Origin of the sequence: Ornatilinea apprima (genome assembly GCF_001306115.1) — a bacterium.
Lineage (GTDB): Bacteria > Chloroflexota > Anaerolineae > Anaerolineales > Anaerolineaceae > Ornatilinea > Ornatilinea apprima.
On sequence record NZ_LGCL01000045.1, the window covers coordinates 138,577 to 158,275 of the forward strand.

Here is a 19,699-nt window from a genome sequence, read left to right on the forward strand (position 1 = left end):
CTGATGCAAGCAAAGGATATCTATGATGGATGAGCAGATTTTTCCCCCCGCGCGAATTTTGGGTATTGAAAGCTCTTGCGATGAGACCTCGGCGGCAGTGATTGCCAACGGGCGTGAACCGCTTTCGATTGTCACCGCGACCCAAATAGAAATGCACGCCCAGTTTGGGGGCGTGTTTCCCGAGGTGGCTTCGCGGCAGCATATTAAAACTGTGTACGGGGTGATCGAACAAGCCTTGCAGCAGGCGCACATGAGCCTTTCGGACGTGGACGCAATCGCGGTCACGCTGGGGCCAGGGCTGGCCGGGTCACTGGTGGTGGGAGTGAACGCGGCCAAAGGGCTGGCCGTGGCTTCTGGGCTGCCGCTGGTGGGCGTGAATCACCTGGAAGGGCATATCTACTCGGCCTGGCTGCGCCCACCCGAAATGGCGGATCTGCCGCCCGCCCCACAGTTCCCGCTGCTGGCGCTGCTGGTCTCAGGCGGTCACACGGAATTGAATCTCATCACCAACCATCTTGAATACCAACGTCTGGGCGGAACCCTGGACGACGCGGCCGGCGAAGCCTTTGATAAAGTGGCGCGCCTGCTCGGGCTGCCTTATCCGGGTGGGCCTTCGATTCAGGAGGCAGCCAAAAACGGTAATCCGCGCACCTTCCAGTTCCCGCGCTCGATGTTGGAAGGCACTTGGAACTTTTCGTTTTCGGGGCTGAAAACAGCAGTGCTACGCGCGGTGCAAAACTTTAAGAATGACCCCGAAAACCTGCCGGTGAACGACCTGGCGGCCAGTTTTCAGACCGCGGTGGTGGATGTGCTGGTGTCGAAAACGTTGGCAGCGGCCAAAGCCTACGGTGCTAAAGAAATTTTGCTGGCCGGCGGCGTCTCGGCCAACGCGGCCCTGCGCGAAGGCTTTCGCAAGCACAGTCCGATCAAGGTAAATATCCCTGATTTGTCTTACTGCACGGACAACGCGGCCATGATCGCCGCCGCGGGATACTTCCGCTTTGTGGCCGGGCATGTGAGTGACCTGGATGTGGATGTGCTGCCCAATCTATCGCTGTCGTAAGCCTTTCGTTTCCTGACAGCCATTTGTAACCTTACAGAGAGACCTGCATCTAAATGACAGAACCATTAGAACTTTCCATTTCCATCGATGTTCTGAAGGCCGGCAATAAAGCCGAGTTCGCGAAGCTGGTCAACCAGTATTCCAATTCGGTGTACCGCATCGCATTGAAAATTTTATCGGACCCCAGTGATGCTGAAGATGTGCTGCAAGAGACGTTTATTAAAGCCTTTCGCGCGCTGCCCGGTTTTGAGGGCCGCTCCAGCATCTCCACCTGGTTGTTTCGCATCGCGACCAATGAAGCCCTGATGCTGGTTCGCAAGCGCAAACCGGATTTTGTGCTGGTCGACGAGCCGGACGCGCCGGACGAGGACGAAAACAGCGGGCAGGTACAGCTCACCGATTGGTGCTGTATGCCTGAGGCCGAACTGATGAGCGATGAATCGCGGCGGCACCTGGAAGAGGCCGTGCAAGACCTGACACCCGCGCTGCGCGCCGTGTTTGTGCTGCGCGACATTGAAGGTCTTTCGATTAAAGAAACCGCGGAGGCGCTGGACGTGAGCGAACAGGTGGTCAAAACCCGCCTGCTGCGCGCCCGGCTGCGCCTGAGAGAAGATTTGAGCCGGTATTTTGGTGGCAAGATGGCGGAGAGGTTGGAAAAATGAGCAAGAAAAAGTGCTGCAGCGAGCTGCTGAATACGATTAATGATTACCTGGATGGGGAATTAGACGGCGAAAAATGCCGTGACCTGGAACAGCATCTGAAGGATTGTGTGGATTGCAGTACCATTACCAACACCATGCGCAAAACGTTGGAGCTGTATCACGAAGCGGGCAAGCAGGAATGTCTGCCAGATGACGTGCGTGACCGCTTATTTGCCTGCCTGGAATTGGGTGATTTCAAAGAATCGAAGTAACTTTTCTTCACGGGGTGCATCTAAAGAGAAATTTCAATATGGAAAAGGAACAAGAAGACAATTCAGGAACACCCCCAATGCGGATTGAAATCGCGCAGATTGCGGAGACCAAGGATTGCCAGAGCTTGAAAGCGGGAAGTTTATGCCCGAAATGCAAAGAGAACTTCCTGGATTACGACGGGATGCTCAACCTGGTATGCGCGAAGTGCGGTGTGATGGATAGCGGGGGCTTCACCTGATAGTCTTCTACCTCTGTCCGGTGCGGACAGCCTGATCCAAACCTTTTGTGGAGAAAAACCAATGGAAAAGATGCTAAACCAAGATATTCGCAAACAGATTAAGGACTTATTTGCTGATCTCAAAGCGCCCGTAGCTGTGCTGTTTTTCGGCAGCAAAGTTCAGAGTTGTGATTACTGCAAAGAAACCGTTCAACTGCTCGAAGAGGTGAGCGAGCTTTCTGACCTGATTGAATTAAAACAGTATGACCTGGAAGAAAACGCCGAGCTGGCCAAACAGTTCAGCGTGGACAAAGCCCCGGTTGTGGTGCTGGCGGGTAAGAATGGTGATGAAATTGTTGATTACGGCGTGCGTTTCGCGGGTATTCCAGCGGGGCACGAGTTCACCTCTCTGATTCAAGGTTTATTAATGGTTGCGAACAGCGATTCGGGATTGGATGACAAAACCAAAGCCATGCTGGCGAAGGTGACTGAGCCGCTGCATTTTTATGTGTTTGTAACCCCCACCTGCCCATACTGTCCGCAGGCAGTGATTCTGGCGCACCGCATGGCTTTTGAAAATCCGCTGGTGCAGGCCGAGATGGTGGAAGCGATGGAATTTCCTGAGCTTTCCAACCAGTTCGGCGTGAGCGGCGTGCCGCATACGGTGATCAATTTTGGCGCGGATGAAGTGGTTGGGGCCGTGCCCGAAGCGCATATGCGCGAACGTTTGACCAAATTGATGCAGAGCGCGTAACTTACTGGCTAGCGCAGTCAAAGATCACAAAAGGAGAGACTGATGGAGGGAAAAGTAACCTGGCGGCAGGGTATGAGCTTCACTGGAGAAGCCGCTTCCGGATGGCGGATACCGATAGGAACTTCACGCGATCACGGCGGCCATGATGATGGCGCGGCGCCAATGGAACTGATGGCGATGGGACTGGCGTCTTGCAGCGGCATGGACGTGATTTCCATTCTGAAAAAGAAACAGCAAGCCGTTACCGATTTTGAAGTCAAATTTCAAATTGAACGGGCCAAGGATCACCCCAAAGTCTTCACGCACATCGTATTGGAGTATGTGGTGACCGGTCATTCGGTTGACCCGGCGGCTGTGGAACGCGCGGTGGAACTTTCTACCACAAAATACTGCCCGGGGTACGCAATGATGAAACAGGTCGTGCCGATTGAAGTGAAAATCAGCGTGCTGGAAGCATAGAAGCAAAAAAAAGAAAAAACTGTCCGATTTTCGTCGGACAGTTTTTTTGTTGGTTGAGTGAACTTATTGGGCTGCCGGTGTTTCAGCCGTGCTTCCGGAGCCCGTCCAGCTAAACACACGCTGTTCGCTGGTTTTGCCGAAGGAAACCCAGAGCGGCTCACCGTCTTGCGTGGTGCCTGATTGGCGAACCGCATTGACATACCAGCGGATAATGTGCGGGGCATTGTCGGTGGGGCGCATGGATGCGGGGACAATCAATTTGGTGTCGGTAACATATTCCACGACCTTCAAATTGGTGCCGGCGGTAACGTCTTCAATGGTGACCGCGTAAGCTTCTCCGGTGCGCAGCGTTCCAACCGAAGCCCATTGGAGGGTGATGGTCTGCGAGCTGCCGGCGAAGGATTCGCCGTCGGTGGGCAGCAGCAGGTTGGGCGCCGGGTACGGGGGCGGCAGGGTAGCCGTGGGGGTCGGGCCGGGGGTGGGGTTGCGCCGGCAAAGCGGAATGAGCAATGCCTGGCCAGAGTAGACCACATCGCTGGGCAGGGAGTTGAATTCTTTAATGGCTTCCATGCTGACGTTGAAGCTGTTGGCAATGCCCATCAGGGTGTCATTCTCATTCACGGTGTAAGAGTATTTCTCGCAGGCATCTTCGGTAGCTGCGACGCCGCTCAGCGTCTGGGTGGGCTGCGGCGAGGCGGTGGGGGTGGGCTGCGGAATGAGCAGTTTCTGTCCGACCGAGAGCACACCGCAGTCTGCCGGGAGGTTGTTCAGTACCACAATGCTCTGGATGGAGACATTGAAGAAGGCGGCAATCGAGCTGCAAAAGTCGCCAGCGGCAATGGTGTATTCAATGGGGGGCAGGGGTGTCCAGGTTGGTTCTGGGGTGGCGGTGGCGGTGGCGGTGGGAGTTACCGTGATGGTGGGGGTAACGGTGACTGTGGGAGTAACCGTGGGTTCGACCACGCGCCCGGAACTGCGCAGTACGGTGAATACCACACCGGCGCCAATCGCCATAAAGATGACAATCAACCCCAGAACGAGAGGCAAGGAGAGGGTCAGTTCGGGGAGTTTGGGAGCTTTTACCATTTTTTCCCCCGCGGATTTCGCGGCGGATTTGGTTTCGGCCTCGGTGAAGGTGCGGCCACATACCAGACAACGGGTGGCGTTTTCACTTAACCGGGTACCACAAGTAGGACAAACTCGAGTTGAGGTAGTATTTTCTGGACTCATATTGTTTTCTTTTCCTTCAGTTGAAGGGTGATTTTACCACAAAGGCTTTCTTTTCGTTTTCACTTGCGTGTGGTATGCTCTAGCTACAATGCAGAATTATAGCCTATATTTTCATATCCCATATTGCCGCAGGCGCTGCGGATATTGCGATTTTAACACAACTGCGGGCATGCAACATACTCTGCCTTTTTACTGGCAGGCGCTGCTGAAAGAAGTCCGGCAGGTGGCGCAATCTGCGCCAGAGCGGCTGGCAGTGCATACCATCTTTTTTGGCGGCGGGACGCCGTCTTTAGTGCCTGAAAATGATTATAAGCGCTTATTCGTGGAATTAGAAAGCCTGTTTGACTTTCAGACGCCGATCGAAATTACCTTGGAAGCCAATCCTGGCACGGTTTCGCCGGATTATTTGAAATCGCTGCGCGAAATTGGGTTTAACCGCATCAGCTTTGGGGCGCAATCGGCGCGCACGCAAGAACTGGCGCTGCTGGACCGCGACCACCAGTTCCAGCAGGTGATCGAAGCAGTTGGAATGGCGCGGACAGCCGGTTTTGAGAACCTGAGCCTGGATTTGATCTACGGCCTGCCAGACCAGACGGTGGATCAGTGGCTGTTCTCTTTGGAGTGCGCGGCGGCGTTGGAGCCGGAGCATCTCTCGCTGTACGCGCTGACGGTTGAAGAGGGAACCCGCATGGAGCGCATGGTTTCGCACGGCCTGGTCAATGCCCCAGAAGATGACACCGCTGCCGATATGTATGAGGCTGCCAGCGCGTGGCTGCAAAGAGCCGGCTACCGGCAGTACGAAATCTCGAATTGGAAGCTGGAAGAGAAGGGCGGGCGGGATTTGGCCTGCCGCCATAACTTGCAGTACTGGATTTTTGCCCCCTACCTGGGGTTTGGAGCCGGGGCGCACGGCTTTGCTGCCCAGATGCGCACGGCCAATGTCGCGGACCTCGAGAAATATATTCGCCAGGTCTCAACCAGCCAGGGGACGAGCCGTTTTCCACAGGGGCCAGCCACGCTTGAATCGCAGGAGCTGAGCCTGCAAACGCAAATGGGGGAATTTATGATGGTGGGGCTGCGTCTGACAGAAGTGGGTGTGAGACCAGCGCAGTTCCGGCAGCTTTTTCAGCGTGAAATTGCGGAGGTGTTCAACGCGCAGGTACGCAGGTTGCTCCGGCAAGGCCTCATTGAGCAGGTTGACCTGCCAGACGGGGAACATCTGCGCCTGACCGAAAAAGGCCGGTTGTTGGGAAATCAGGTGTTTATGCAATTTGTGGGGGAAGACTAAAAAACGGTTACCTGGGTGCCAAGGCCGCGCTTTTCCCAGTCGGTGGGGTTGGCAACGGGGGTTGTCCAGCGGTAAAGCCATTTGGCCTCATCAGAAACCATATTGATACATCCGTGGCTCATGCGGTTGCCCCAGTTGGTATGCCAGTAGGTGCCGTGGGTGGCAACCCCGGTTTGCTCAAAGAAACACACCCAGGGAACGCCAGGCAGCTCGTAGTCTGCGTCGGCAGCAAGGTTGCCGTCGCCCATATGTTTGGACGGCATTTTGGAGTAAATGTTATAGGTCCCGGTGGGGGTGTCCCAGCGCAAACCGCCTTTCGGCTTATAGTTGAGGCCGGAAGAGATTTTGGTTTGAAACACGGCGCGCTCTTCTTCAAAGGCAGTGAGGGTTTGCTGGGCAATAGACACTTCAATCCGTTTGAGGTGCGCAGGAACGTCGGGTGAAATGGGCGTCAGCTCTTCGTCGGGGATGACACGGAAGTTTTCGGCGGGCGCGTAATACACATAATACTTATCGAGCTCGTCTTCGATTTTATACCAGGGCTTTTTGTCGGGGCCTTCTTCCAGGCTGCGGATCCAATGCACAGATTGGTAATAAAGGCGGTAGAGCGGCTCCCAGCCGGCGTAAGTGGTATAGCGGTATGAGAGGGTGTAGGGAGTGGTCAGTTCGACCAACTGGCCGGTCTCGGGAATGTCGCTGACGATGCTGTTTAGCCGGTTTTCTACCAATTGCAAATGAGCGGAGTGAACGTAGCCGCCCCAAACGCGGTACCAGACCGGATTGGTCTCGGGCCCGTGATCAGAGATGGTGGGGAAATAAATATTGAGAATGTCGTCGAGATAGCGCTGGTAGAGAATCTGGCTTTCATCCCAGGGCAGGCGGTGAATACTGACCGAGTCGGTCGCCACGCGGGCGCTGCTGCCGGCTGCCGGCATCAGCTTGGCCCACCAGTCTTGTGCGGCAGATTGCCCCGCATAGCGGTTGATCTGCTTCAGGTAAGGGCTGAACGCCAGGCTGGTTAAGCCAAGGGCGGAAAGCTTGAGAAAGTCTCGGCGAGATAGGTTTTTCGACATGCAGAAAATTATACCAAGTTATCCCGCCGCCGCAAGACGCTGTACTGGGTGGGGGTCGCCGAAAGGCTGGTGATTATTGCGGTAATTGGTGGCCAACCTTGAGATATCCGCGCCGGTTATGAGATTGACGCCTCAGGAGGGCTGGAAGCTCAAGAATGCATTCACTACCTGAGGGTCAAACTGCTTGCCCGCTTTGCGGCGCAGCTCACTAACGGCTTCTTCGGGTTCACGCGCGGGGCGGTACACTCGCCGGTCGATCATGGCGCCATAAGCATCAACCACGGAAAGGATTCGCGCCCCGAGCGGGATTTGCTCGCCGGACAGGCCGGCGGGATAACCGCTGCCGTCAAAGTGTTCGTGGTGGTGGCGAATCAGCGGAATGGCTGTTTTCAACTTTTTGATATTGCTGACGATATTGGCGCCGATCTCGGGGTGCTGCTTCATGCGGCACCATTCCTCATCGGTGAGGGTGGACGGCTTGTGAAGGATTTCATCGGGGATGCCGATTTTGCCTATGTCGTGCAGCAGGGCAGCCCAGCAGATGGCTTCAATCTCCTTTTCGCTGCATTGCAATCTGCGGGCAACCATCTCCGCCCAGAGGACAAGCTGCTGGCTGTGATCGGAAGTGTAAGTATCGCGGGCGTCAATAGCTTTGGCCAGGGCCAGAATCGATTCGAGGTAGGCTTCTTCCAGTTCGGAACCGAGGCGGTTGTTTTCCAGCACAATGGCCGACTGATAACAGAAGGCCTCAATGGCGGCTTTTTCATGCTCTTTCAGCAGACATGGCTGGTGGTGCGAGCAAAAACCGACCGCCAAGAGGTGTTTTTCGTAAGCGAAGGGGGCAATAATCACCGTGTGGCTGTTCTTGTTGCGAATGGCGATGCTTGAAAATGCGTGAATGTCACGTTCTGGGATCAGGTACAGGGTCAGCTTGTTGATGTTGCGGGATTCGAGTAAGGATTGCACATAAAGAATGATTTCGGGAACATCGCTTTCCTGAAAGCCGTTCAGCCAGATGGGGTAAGGATCCGCGTCTTCGGGGAAATTGATGATCGCACACTGGTCGGCGTGCGAAAGCTCTTTCAGGCCGGTGCCAATCATCTGGCCTAAATGGCGCAGGTCGGTGGTCTTTGAAAAATCTTCGCTGCTGGAGAACAGGAAGGGAATCAGGCCGCTCTCGGATTTGGAGAGACTTTCCACGCTGGACTTGCGGTGTGAAATGTTTCTGGCAATGCCCTCAATGGCGATGATGTTGCCGTGCTCGTCAGTGACCGCTACACTGCAGTGTTCCGTCCAAATGACTTCGCCATTCTGACACACGAAATGGATGATCACTGGTTCGTTTTCGGGGTTTTTATGGACCAGTTCATCGGTCAGGTTCAGCCCCAGAGGAAGGATTAAATTCAAACCTAGGTCTGGATTCTTGTAATGCTCTTCGGGTGTGTGCCCGGTGATGGCCGTAATGGCCGGGTTGAGATACTCGAATCCGCGGGGTGGAACAACACGGTAACGGTAAATAATATCCGGAGTCGTTTCCAGAATATGTTGAACGGCCTGGAGGTTCAATGGGCTGCTATGGGTGTCGTCCTTGCTTTCAATCATGGGCACCTGAGGTTTTATGAAGTGTATCCATATAAGTGCAAGAATCAGGCCAAACTAAAAAATTACCAGTAATTAATTACCAAAAAAACCGCCGCGTTTTAGCGTTGCGGCGGATTGCGTTGGCGGGTATGGTCTGAGTCTGTGATGGTTGTGGCTGATGAGTTAAGGTGTTCTTCGATCTCGCTTTCGAAGTGGATAGAAAAGCAAGCCAGTTCCCAGCGCGATGATGAGGAAGAGCGGGAGGATCGAGGTAATTCCGCGCAAGCCGAGTACCATGCCCCAATTGCGGGCGACATTCCCGGCCAGAAGGTTGGGAATGGAATAATTGAAGAGCGGGTTGAGTGTCCAATCGGGAAAGGTCTGCCCGCCAAAGGTCTGCGCCCAAATGTTCAGCAAGGAAAGCACAGCGAGAAGGGCATATACAATTTTTGCCCAGGTCTTCGCGCCGAACTGCTCAGCAAAGATGCCCGCGGCCAGGGTCAGGAACGGCAGCATGGGCACCAGGTAGCGCGGCCCCACCGCATAGCCGCCGTTCCACATCACCGACGAGGCATAAAATAAATAGAAACTGAGCACCGCCCACAGGCTGACCAGCCATTCGGCGCGGAATTGTTTCTTCTTCCACCACACAATGAACCCCGCCACGCCAAGGAGCAGTACTGGCGCACTGAAAAAAAGCCCGCGGAAGGAACCGAAGGTCAGCCCCCAGAGGGCTTCGGGGTGCGGGTAGGTGATGGAAAGGAAGCCAGTGCTGTGCACATCGGTGTAAAGCTCCGAATATTCATAACCCACTGGCAGGGGCGTGCGGAAGATCGCCCAGTTATAGGCCATCATCAGCGCACCGGGCGGTACTCCGGCGGCGACAAAACCTACCAGCCAGCGGCTCTTTTTGAGAACGTAGAGGGTGTAAACGAAGATGCCCAGAGCAATCAGAGCCGATGGATATTCGGAAATAACAGCCAGCCCGAGCAGAAAGCCGGAGAGGATCACCCAGGCGGGGTGTCCAAGTCCGCGATGGATGCGGAAAGCCAGATAGAAGGCTGTAAAGAGGCAGAAAGCAACCAGTTGATGGCTGAAGAACACGCTGGAAAAGGCAAAGGCATTGGTCGCGAACGCAAAGGTGAGAACCACCACCAGGCTCCAAGACCGGTTAAGACCGAGCAGGGTAAGGAAATCGAAAAGGAAGACGCCCAGCAACGCCGATGGCACGCAGGTGATGAAAAAGGCGACAACCATTAGCGCAACAAAATATTCCACCTTCTCGGTTCCCAAGCCGCTGCCTTCTTCATTGAGTGTGTTTTGAAAGGCTGAGGTCTGGCTGACCTTGAGCAGAAGAGCCTGTATGGGAGCAGAGCGCAGGATCGGGCGGAAAGCGGCATAGACGGGAACGCCAAGGAAGGAAGGGCCGGGGGCTTTGTCAGAGTAATAATGGCCTTCAAACTTCGCGTAGTCGCCAGTATTGCCAAAGTAGGGGTCTATGGAGAGCGAGTGATGGTCTACAATGGCGAGGGTGAGGTTGAGACGTGAATTTTGAGACCAATCGGCCCAGCGTGGAAAGATGAAAGTAAACCCTACCAGCAACGTAAGGAATAGAAGAATCCGTGTGGCGCGTGGTGATAAATCACCGCTGCGAAAGAGAATGAATTGGTTTTGATCGTTCAATGGAAAACCCGCCTAATCTGCTGCGAAAGGAACTTTCTCTTATCATAGTCACGCGGGGAGGGCTGTGTCAAGAGAAAACCGCCGGGGAATCTGAATCTGTAAAGTTCGGTCAGTTGTGGTTTGGGTCTGCCGCGCTGAGACGACGGAAATTTAATTATAAACCGGGCCGCAGTCCATGCGGCCCAAAAAGTGTACTGTAGATCAGATTTGAAATTTCCCGCGAGCGTCTCTGCCTAGATGGTCATACCTTTCTGGAAGGTTACAACCCGGTTGCGGCCAAGTCGTTTGGCATTGAAGAGGGCGATATCGGCGTGTGAGAGGATGGTTTCATCGGAATCTCCGTGTTCGGGGTAAACGGCCAGCCCAATGGAGACGGTAACATTCACCTGGCGTTGGTCGTGCAATGCAATGGATAACTCCTCAACAGCGGCGCGCAAGTCGTTGGCGCGTTGTTCTGCCTCGGCGCGGGATATGTTGGGCATTATGATGATGAATTCTTCGCCGCCATAACGGCAGATCACGTCTCCGTGGCGGATGAGGTTGGAAAGCAAGTCGCCCACCGCTACCAGAACCACATCGCCGGCGCGGTGTCCGTAGGTGTCGTTGGTGCGCTTGAACCAGTCGATGTCGCACATTAATACGGCCACTGGGTAGCAGCCGCGCTGGGCGCGGGCAATCTCCCGTTCGAAGATGTCTTGCAGGTAGTAACGGTTATACAAGCCGGTGAGCGCGTCGCGCAGGGCCTGTTCTTTGAGCTGTTCCTGTAAAAGCTGGTTTTCTTCCAATTGATCATTGAGCAGCTGATTGGCCTGGCTGAGCTCGAAGGTACGCGCCTGGACGCCCTGTTCCAATTCGCGGTTGCGGTTAATAATGGCGCGCGTGCGAATCTGAATCACTGTAAACATGAGGCCCGAGCCGAATAAGATGAGCAAGATGCGGAACCAGCTGGTTTGCCACCAGGGCGGTAGAATCGTGATCTTTAATTCGCGGGGTTTGCCGGTCCAGACACCGTCATTGTTGGAGGCGCGCACCTGGAAGGTGTAGGTGCCCGGGTCGAGATTGGTGTAGGTCGCGCTGCGGGCCGAGGATTCGGGCGACCAGTCTTTGTCAAATCCTTCCATTTTGTACTGGTAGTGGTTTTTTTGCGTTAGGGTATAGTTCAACGCGGCAAATTGGATGGTGAATACGGATTGGTCTGGCTGGAGGATGATTTCATCCAGCAGGTTGAGTGGCCTGGGGAGGGTTTCGGAGCCGGCTTGAACAGAGCGGTTGAAGAGCAACAGGTCGGTGAAGATAATACCGGGCAGGTAAGGATTATCGGTAATGTCCTCGGCGAAGAAAGAGTTCAGGCCGTTGGGGCCGCCAAAAAATATCTCACCTGTGGAACCATAATGGTACGCAAATAAATTGAACTGGTTGCCTTGCAGACCGTCGGATACATCGAAATTGCGGAAGCGCTGCTCTTGCGGTTGGAAGTGGGAGATGCCGTGGCCGGTGCTGATCCATAAACCCGTCTCTGGATCACAAACGATGCCATAGATCGACTCGCTGGGTAGTCCCTCCTTCTTTCCATACGTGGTGAAGGACTGTGTGGAGTGGTCGAAGCGGCTGAGGCCGTTGAGCGTGCCTGCCCATAATTCGCCGTTCTGGCTGAGACAAAGGGATTGAACCGTGTTGTTGGCCAGGCTGGAGGGGTCTTCGGGATTGTGGAGGTAAGCGGTGAAGCGGCCGGTCTGGGGATCATAATAATTCAAACCGCCGCGGGCGGTGCCAATCCACAGGCCGCCTTCCGCGGTGGGAGCCAGGGCGTATATGGTGTCTTCGCTGAGGCTGCTGCTGTCTTCGGGGTTGTGCACAAAATGCTCTGTAGCGCCAGTGCGGGGGTCGAACAGATCGAGGCCCAACCCAAGCGTGCCAACCCACAGCTTGCCATTGGGGGCGGGCGCAAGCACGGTCAGATAGTTGCTGCTCAGGGAGCCGGGGTCTTCTTCGTCTAACTGGTAAGAGGTGGCCTTGCCCGTATTGGGATTCAAGCGGTTGAGGCCGCCGCCCACGGTAGCAATCCATAACTCCCCGCCGGGTTCTTGATAGATGGCGTAAATATCATTGGAGGAGAGGCTGTCCGGGTCTTCTGGGTTGTGTTTGAAGACGGTTACCTGGGCGTGGTCGCGATCCAGGCGGTTAAGCCCTCCGCCGATGGTTCCCACCCAAATTTCACCCTCCTGCCCCTGCCAGATGGCAGAGACATTATTGACGGTGAGACTGAGCGGATTCTCCTGGATGTGGCGGTAGAGGTTAAATCGCTGCAGCGCGGGATAGTATTTGTTGACCCCGGCGCGGCGGCTGGTGATCCACAATACACCGGAACGGTCCTCAAACAGCCAGAAGAGGTCGTCGCTGCTGAGGCTGAAGGGGTCGTTGGGGTTATGCTGGTACGAGATGAAAGAATCGGTTTCGGGATGATAACGGTTTAATCCGCCGCGCTCGGTGGTGATCCACAGCTCGCCGCGCGAGTCTTCCAGAATGTTCCAGACGTTGTTATCGCTGAGGCTGGCCGCGTCTTCGGGATCGTGCTGGTAATGGGTGAACTGCCCCGTCTCGGCGTCAAAGCGGTCCAGGCCGGCGCCGCGCGCGGCGATCCACAGCGCACCGGTATGGTCCTGGTGCATTCCCCAGACGCGGTTGCCGATCAGGCTGTTGGGATTTTCAGGGTCGTTTTTATAAACGGTGAAATCGTCGGTGTGAGGGTTGTACTGGTTGAGGCCTTCACGCGTGCCCACCCACAGAACGCCCTGCGGATCCACATACAGGCGGTAGATGGTGGCGCTGCTGAGGGCGCGGGGGTTATCGGGATCGGGCAGGTAGTGGGTGAACTGGCCGGTTTCCGGGTCCAGGCGGTTGAGGCCGCCCAGAGTGCCCACCCAAATGTTGCCGCGCCAGTCTTCGGCCAGGGCCCAAACATTGTTGTTGCTGAGGCTGGTTGGGTCATCGGGGTCGTTAAGGTAAGCGGAGAAAGTATCGTTTTCGCGGTTGTAGCGGTTGAGGCCGCCGGTGTCGGTGCCGACCCACAGCGTACCGTCTGATGACTGGAGAAGGGCAAAGATGTTGCTGCTGGAGAGACTGTTGGGGTTGCCGGCTTCGTGGTGGTAGGTGGTGAAGGTGTAGCCGTCGTAGCGGTTGAGACCGTCTTGCGTGCCAAACCACATAAAGCCTTCGCTGTCTTGCAAGGCGGCGAGCACGGTGGATTGGGAGAGACCGTCTTCAACGGTGAGTCGCTCAAAACGGGCGTACGGGTTTGCGTCGCCGCTGCCATATAGCGGCTGGGCAGTCTCAGATAAGGGGGCGGCCTGGGTGGGGTATACCTGGCCGATGAGGATGAAAAGGAGGAGAAACACACCAGCGCGCTTGAAAATGGTTGAACGTCGCATAAACCCCTAATCTCGCTAACTTTAGGTAAGGGAGGTCGATTTTTTGAGTATACAGGAGATTGGTGTTTGGTGGAATAAAAAAGGGATAAATCTTAGGGAGATTGGAAGAGAAAAAATGGATAAACAAAAAGAGCCTCACAATGAGACTCTTTGCATTCACTGGTCGGGGCGAGAGGATTCAAACCTCCTGCATCTTGCGCCCTATGTGATTGACTACATCACTTTTCTTGCCTCAGTATTTCATTCATGCCTTCTGCTAGTGGTGCCAGGTCACGCTTTATGGTTTGCCAGATAATAGAAATACTCACACCAAAATATTCATGTGCCATAATGTTCCGCATTCCCCGCATCTCAAACCAAGCTAAATCCGGATACTTTTGTTGTATTTCGATAGGAATATGACTTGCGGCTTCTCCGATGATTTCTAGATTGCGGATGACGGCATCAATTCTCAAAGTGTCTTTTTGAAAATCATCGAGAGATAACCCTGAAGTATATTCCTGAATCCTCGCAATACATTTTAGGATATCTTGAATGCGGATTTTCCAATTTCTCGGTCTATCCTCAATGAACATGAACTGCCTCTTGCAATATCTGATCCTTCATTTCGGGACGAAGCGCGTCAATTGTAACCAAATCTACGCGACGGTTGGTTAATTTCTCAAGATACGCTTTAAGTCGGATAAATTCAAAAAGCCCTACAGGTTTGCAAAAGCTCACCAGAATATCCAGGTCGCTGTCATCGTTATACTGGCCACGCGCCACAGAGCCAAAGATAGATATTGAATTGACGCCCCTGTTGTACAATTCAGCTTTGACATTTTTAAGGGTTTCAAATATGGCTTCTTTTTCCATTGAGCACCTCATAATTCAATTGTATAAAGGTGTGTGTGGATGTGTCAAGAAAGTAAAAAAACTGGTCGGGGCGAGAGGATTTGATGTCACCCCTCGATGGGGAGCGGCGGCCTGCAAACAAAAAGAGCCTCACAATGAGACTCTTTGCATTCACTGGTCGGGGCGAGAGGATTTGATGTCACCCCTCGATGGGGAGCGGCGGCCTGCAAACAAAAAGAGCCTCACAATGAGACTCTTTGCATTCACTGGTCGGGGCGAGAGGATTCGAACCTCCGGCCTCTTGCACCCCATGCCGAAAGGCGAAAAACGGGACCTCAAACAGCCATACACGCCAAAAATGGGGGGTTATTGTCCTTGAGGTTCAAGCAAGGTAAGTGATTTCCGGTTGTTTTTTGGCGTTTTTAATGCTCAGTATTTGGCTTTTTGATTATTTCTATCTCTATATTAATAAATAAATAGTGAGTTGTCTATAGGAATAATGGGTCATTTTGAAATTGGGATTTATAAAAACCTAACCAGTCGATGAAATAAACCAAGTTTTCTACAGTTTCCAAATCAAAATATCTCTTTTTAAACCGATTATCTTTTTTAATGTTTTCAAAACTTTTCAATATCTGTTTGGAGATGGACTCATTTGTACTGTTCGAGAGAATGTAGAATTCAAACAACTTGTCTCGATATCTAAACAGCTTATTCTTTGGATCACGAAGAATTCTTTTTTTATTAATCCACCAGTACTCAGCACGAATTCTTGTGCCGTCACAAAGTAATTGAATATAACCTATGATGTCATTGTATAAATAACTGCGAGAAATTGGGTTAATTGAGAGCCAATAATCTGCCTGTGTTTCAAATTCAGTAATTTTCTCTGGTGCTAAATTTGCAAGTTCATGGGAAGTGCAAAAAGTTATCTCATCCTTGAATTCCGATTCGATTCTTTCTAATTCTTTATCAAAATCATCAGGTGAAAGCCTGTAAATAGGTATTTCAAAAAGTTTTAATCCCCAGAGCATTTTAGGGTAGTTCCTTTGCAGAAGTAACAACTTTATAATCAACTTTAAGGGCATCTTCAAAGTGATGCTCTCCGCAAGTGATTTTCTTCTTTTCATCCCCACGAAGACCGCCGGCGCTGGTTGTGCCTTTGGTTTCGCGCACCAGGTAGAGAACTGGATCGCTGCTCTCCAGCTCGCCTTCTTTCCAGACAATAGCCCAATCAGGATTATAGGTGCCAATGGGGGTGTCTACTTTGAACCAGCCTGGCAATTTGACATAATACAATACCTGCTCAAGATGCTCCATATCTTCGACAAATTGTTTTTCTATTTCAGAATCATATTTGATATGGTCATAAGGAGATTTTCTTGAAGGCACCAGGTAATTCTGCCAACTATCGAATTCACTTTCAAACTGGGTCATTTCATACCAATCAGTGATCTTTTCATATTGGATGCCTTCGATCAGTTGATCAGAAAGCTTTTCCTGAATGATTTTGACTGCCTGAATGGCAAACTCTTGCGGATTCTCCAGCATGGCCTGTTGAGCCTTCTCAGGCGCCCGGCGAATGATTTCTAAAAGGGTTCTACGGGTCAGGCGAACCGGGGGGTTGAGCTGCTTCATTCGCTCTGACATTAATTCAACCAGGTTGGGCAGTGGGTAGCGGTCTTGAAGCGATTTCAGAGATTTGGCCTGGCTTTTTACCAGGGCTTGAAACAGGTTGTCATCGTCTTTCACATCCAAAGCCACTTTACTCATAACCAGGCGCGGCGGTTTTACTTCCACTCTGCCGATATCTTTCAGAACGTCTTGAATAAGCTGCTCAGTATCCACTTTGACGGCATAGCGGGTTTTGTGTTTGATGCGCTCCCAAAGCTCTTTGAAATTTGGATCCAGCTCAAAGCCTTTTTTGAGCGAGACCTTCACCCGCTGGTTGGCATTGGTTGGCCTGGGCGGCAGGATCTCGGCGCCATATTCTTCGGCGATTTGGGCACGTTCTTGTTCTGTCAGTTTGCCAATGGGCTTGCCATACCGAGCTTCAATTTCTTCGATGTATTCCAGGGCGATTTCACTTTGTAGAGAGGTGACAAATCGGTCATAGCTCTCATTGGCAATGACGGTGAGAATATTCACCTGGGGATTATGGTCACGCTCGCCGGCCTGGTTCACTGCCAGGCGGATGCCGCGGCCAATTTCCTGACGTTTCTTCACATCTGAAACGGTTTGATTGAGGGTGCAGATCTGGAAAACGTTGGGGTTATCCCAGCCTTCTTTGAGGGCGGAATGGGAGAAGATGAATCCAACTGGTTCATCAAATGACAGCAGCTGCTCTTTGTCTTTCATAATCAGGTCATAAACCGCTTTGTCATCCTGAGAATCACCGGATGAACTATCTTTGAACTGCAATTCCCCTTTGATTTTCTTCTGGGCGAAGTAGGCGGCTTTCACCTGGTTTGGATCTGCATTCTTCCAGTCTGGGTAATTGGCTTTGATACGATTGAAAACACGGTCAAAGGTTTCTTGAATTGGGCCGGGTTTGCCATCTTCACCCTGATAATTTGCCACACGGTCAATAAAGAACAGGGACAGCACCTTGAGGCCATAGGGTTTCAGCCAGGCTTGTTTTTTGAAGTGCTCTTCAACCGTTTGGGCGATTTGGGCTTCAAAAATATCTTCTTTATCCGCGCCAATTTCCATGCCTTCAAAGATGACTTCTCGGTTGGTGAACACCACGGCTTTGCGGAATGGTTCAATTTCATCCACCACATAACCTTCGTATTCTAAGCGCTTGGCTTTTTGCTGCAGGTCATCACCGGGTTTGATGGTGATGGATTTTTCTTTCAAGCTGCCATTGGCCTGGCGCTGGTGGATGATTACCTTTGCGGTCACAGTTCGTTTGTCCGAATCCACTGAGACCAAGCGGATATATGGCTTTGCCTGGTCATCTTCCTTGGTGATGGAATAGACTTCGATGCGCTTAACCAGATTCTGACGATAGGCCTCAAACGGGGTAAGGCGGTAGACGATGTTATAAGGGTTGCGGTGGGTGGCACTGTACCGCAACGTCATCAGCGGATTCAAGCTGGCCAGCGAATCTATGCTCTTATCGCTTTCCATGTTTTGTGGTTCATCCAGAATCAACACCGGGCGGGTGACCTGAATCAGATGGACCGGGGTTTCGCCCTGCAGCCGGTCAGTGGATTGGTAGATGACGTTCAGATCCTTATTGAAGGATGCCAAGGTCATAACCATGATTTCAATGCTGTTGGTAAGCGCAAACCCGCGCACCTGGGTTAAGTTGCCAGAATCATATTCATACGAATGGATCGGCAAGTTGCCGTAAAGCGCTTCGAAATGCTTCTTGGTGATTTCCAGGGTCTTGATCACGCCTTCACGGATGGCCACCGAAGGAACCACGATGATGAACTTTCGCAGTCCGTATTGCTGGTAAAGCTCCAAAGCAGTGCGCAGGTAAACGTAGGTTTTACCAGTGCCAGTTTCCATTTCCACAGAGAAGTTATAGAACTGGCAGGTGGTTTTTCCATTTGCCGTGGTGATGTCGGCGCTGATGGTTTTAAGTTCGGTATCTGGAGTGATGCCGTTGCGCGTCTGAATGGCTTGCAGATTGGCAAGGATTTCATCTGCTTCCAGCTCGAGCTGGTTGGGAACGGCTGCCAAGGCAGAAGACCCCAGGCTGAATTGTGGGGCGGCTTCTAAACGCGCCTGGCCGTGAAACAGGTCTGTAATCGCCTGGATGGCGTCTAGTTGGAAGGGTTGATTGGGGTCGAATTTGAATTGCATGAGCTTACATTTTTCTTGATTAATTGGGATAAATGGGATTTGACTTTATAATGCTTTGATTATATAACGGTGAAAAGTAGTTTGGATGAAAGTGGGAGTAACATCATGGTGCTGGCAACGATTGGTTATGAGGGTTTGAATATTGAAGAGTTTTTTGAAATCTTAAAGACAAATGGAATTGAGACGCTAGTAGACATTAGAGAACTCCCTTTAAGCCGTAAACCTGGTTTTTCGAAAAAATCTTTATCTGAGAGAGCAAAAGCACACCAAATTAAATATTTGCATTTATCATCTTTGGGTTGTCCAAAAGAAATTCGGCATGATTACCGAAAGGATAATGATTGGATTAAGTATTCAAAGCGATTCCTCGCTTATCTGCGAACTCAATCCGAAGAAATTCGGAAGTTAATCGGATTAGTTCGATTAGAAAAATGTTGCCTGTTATGTTTTGAAGCTGATTACCATTATTGTCATCGCCGATATGTGGCCGATGAGGTGCTTTTTAATTGCGATTACGAGTTGGACATCAATCATTTGGGCATGGTAAAAACAGAGCCTGTTGCCTGGCTTCGACCTTCGGTGGATATATCAAGCCTACGATAAGCCACTTATCACGAAAGCGATGCATTGTGCCCATCAAGAAGATCAAGTCCTTGGTTTGTGAGAATTCGTCTTGTAATTTATTTCTGAAAGCGATCTCCCAATCATTTCCATAATCTCGAATACAACGCCAATAAAGCGCACAGACTTCCCAATCTGTAATTTTATGAGTGTACTCTATTGGCAGGCTTCCATCAGAAAAACTCTCGTATGTGTAATAAAAGTCATAGGGGACTTTTCTCAATGGGTTTCGCTGCCTGACTTCTTCAGAATCAAAGAGACCATCTTTGATTAGTTTTTCGTTTTCTTCGGGTGTCCAGTCAGGTTGATCAGATTTTTTGATTATCAGATTCACCTTTGAAGGGCGAATAAACCCCAAAGTCTCCCCGGTTGCCTGGCGGCGTGCTTCAATTGCATCAAAGCTGCAGATCATGTGTGGGCTGATCCATTGAATTCGTTCTGCCCAGGCGTTTTCTGTGCCTATTTTTGATAATCTTTGAATTGAATCAACATCAATGCGATAGCTTTCCGGTCGGTTGTCACCCGTTGCCTTTGCTACACGTGCTTTTATCCACTCCCACCTTTGAAATTGCTGTTGGCCGTCTAATAAGCGGAATGGCACTGGAAAAATCCTTCGCATTTCGCCTTTTTGATTGAGGGCTGCAACGCAAGAAGTCTCTCTGTATTTCAAAGACGGTGACGGGTATGTTTTGGTAAGAATCAACAATTTTTCATAGTGGTATATGGACATTGAACTCC

18 protein-coding genes are annotated in these 19,699 nt (G+C 51.9%); 8 read left to right on the forward strand and 10 right to left on the reverse strand.

All coding sequences use genetic code 11. From position 1 onward, the window contains the following. Positions 1-22 precede the first annotated feature (22 nt). From tsaD to ADN00_RS18905, 6 genes are all read left to right on the forward strand, one after another. Entirely contained in the window at positions 23-1,063 is a 1,041-nt protein-coding gene (gene tsaD / locus ADN00_RS18880; RefSeq protein WP_407944726.1) for a tRNA (adenosine(37)-N6)-threonylcarbamoyltransferase complex transferase subunit TsaD, read from the forward strand. 53 nt (positions 1,064-1,116) lie between these two features. Then, positions 1,117-1,725 (forward strand): RNA polymerase sigma factor, encoded by a 609-nt coding sequence (locus ADN00_RS18885; RefSeq protein WP_075064555.1) that lies wholly within the window; start codon positions 1,117-1,119, stop codon positions 1,723-1,725. Further along, positions 1,722-1,976, forward strand: coding sequence for an anti-sigma factor family protein (locus ADN00_RS18890; protein ID WP_075064556.1), 255 nt, complete (start codon positions 1,722-1,724; stop codon positions 1,974-1,976). Before ADN00_RS18885 ends, ADN00_RS18890 begins: the two co-directional genes overlap by 4 nt. A 38-nt stretch (positions 1,977-2,014) precedes the next feature. Next, positions 2,015-2,215: a hypothetical protein gene (locus ADN00_RS18895; RefSeq protein ID WP_075064557.1), complete on the forward strand. Its 201-nt coding sequence runs from the start codon at positions 2,015-2,017 to the stop codon at positions 2,213-2,215. 61 nt (positions 2,216-2,276) lie between these two features. Next, positions 2,277-2,948 carry a protein disulfide oxidoreductase gene (gene pdo, locus ADN00_RS18900; protein WP_082390450.1) on the forward strand — a complete coding sequence of 224 codons (672 nt, stop codon included), beginning with the start codon at positions 2,277-2,279 and terminating at the stop codon, positions 2,946-2,948. Positions 2,949-2,990: 42 nt separating this feature from the next. Further along, entirely contained in the window at positions 2,991-3,407 is a 417-nt protein-coding gene (locus ADN00_RS18905) for an OsmC family protein (RefSeq protein WP_075064558.1), read from the forward strand. 63 nt (positions 3,408-3,470) lie between these two features. Here the strand turns inward: ADN00_RS18905 and ADN00_RS18910 are convergent, their stop codons facing one another. Next, positions 3,471-4,493: a LysM peptidoglycan-binding domain-containing protein gene (locus ADN00_RS18910; RefSeq protein ID WP_075064559.1), complete on the reverse strand. Its 1,023-nt coding sequence runs from the start codon at positions 4,491-4,493 to the stop codon at positions 3,471-3,473. A 232-nt stretch (positions 4,494-4,725) separates the two neighbouring features. On the opposite strand from ADN00_RS18910, the gene hemW reads away from it, so the two are divergent. Next, positions 4,726-5,925: a radical SAM family heme chaperone HemW gene (gene hemW / locus ADN00_RS18915; protein WP_075064560.1), complete on the forward strand. Its 1,200-nt coding sequence runs from the start codon at positions 4,726-4,728 to the stop codon at positions 5,923-5,925. Here hemW and ADN00_RS18920 read toward each other — a convergent pair. The 8 genes from ADN00_RS18920 to ADN00_RS18955 all read right to left on the reverse strand — a co-directional run bounded on the left by ADN00_RS18920 (position 5,922) and on the right by ADN00_RS18955 (position 18,340). Next, a complete protein-coding gene (locus ADN00_RS18920) occupies positions 5,922-6,998 on the reverse strand; it encodes a L,D-transpeptidase (protein ID WP_075064561.1) in 1,077 nt (358 codons plus the stop codon). The genes hemW and ADN00_RS18920 overlap by 4 nt on opposite strands. A gap of 132 nt (positions 6,999-7,130) precedes the next feature. Next, on the reverse strand, positions 7,131-8,600 hold the full coding sequence (locus tag ADN00_RS18925) for an HD domain-containing phosphohydrolase (RefSeq protein WP_075064562.1): 1,470 nt from the start codon (positions 8,598-8,600) through the stop codon (positions 7,131-7,133). 162 nt (positions 8,601-8,762) lie between these two features. Then, a complete protein-coding gene (locus tag ADN00_RS18930) occupies positions 8,763-10,262 on the reverse strand; it encodes a hypothetical protein (RefSeq protein ID WP_082390454.1) in 1,500 nt (499 codons plus the stop codon). A 233-nt stretch (positions 10,263-10,495) separates the two neighbouring features. Then, complete coding sequence (locus ADN00_RS18935; RefSeq protein WP_075064563.1) at positions 10,496-13,690, reverse strand: ligand-binding sensor domain-containing diguanylate cyclase; 3,195 nt, start codon at positions 13,688-13,690, stop codon at positions 10,496-10,498. A gap of 218 nt (positions 13,691-13,908) precedes the next feature. Continuing rightward, positions 13,909-14,265 carry a HepT-like ribonuclease domain-containing protein gene (locus tag ADN00_RS18940; RefSeq protein ID WP_075064564.1) on the reverse strand — a complete coding sequence of 119 codons (357 nt, stop codon included), beginning with the start codon at positions 14,263-14,265 and terminating at the stop codon, positions 13,909-13,911. Then, positions 14,255-14,545: a nucleotidyltransferase family protein gene (locus ADN00_RS18945; protein WP_075064565.1), complete on the reverse strand. Its 291-nt coding sequence runs from the start codon at positions 14,543-14,545 to the stop codon at positions 14,255-14,257. The genes ADN00_RS18940 and ADN00_RS18945 overlap by 11 nt, the downstream gene beginning before the upstream one ends. 467 nt (positions 14,546-15,012) lie before the next feature. Continuing rightward, positions 15,013-15,558: a hypothetical protein gene (locus ADN00_RS18950; RefSeq protein ID WP_075064566.1), complete on the reverse strand. Its 546-nt coding sequence runs from the start codon at positions 15,556-15,558 to the stop codon at positions 15,013-15,015. A gap of 1 nt (position 15,559) precedes the next feature. After that, entirely contained in the window at positions 15,560-18,340 is a 2,781-nt protein-coding gene (locus tag ADN00_RS18955) for a restriction endonuclease (protein WP_075064567.1), read from the reverse strand. 105 nt (positions 18,341-18,445) lie between these two features. On the opposite strand from ADN00_RS18955, the gene ADN00_RS18960 reads away from it, so the two are divergent. After that, a complete protein-coding gene (locus ADN00_RS18960; RefSeq protein ID WP_075064568.1) occupies positions 18,446-18,943 on the forward strand; it encodes a DUF488 domain-containing protein in 498 nt (165 codons plus the stop codon). On the opposite strand, the gene ADN00_RS18965 is transcribed toward ADN00_RS18960, so the two are convergent. Beyond that, positions 18,867-19,691 carry a hypothetical protein gene (locus tag ADN00_RS18965; protein WP_075064569.1) on the reverse strand — a complete coding sequence of 275 codons (825 nt, stop codon included), beginning with the start codon at positions 19,689-19,691 and terminating at the stop codon, positions 18,867-18,869. The genes ADN00_RS18960 and ADN00_RS18965 overlap by 77 nt on opposite strands. Positions 19,692-19,699 lie beyond the last annotated feature (8 nt).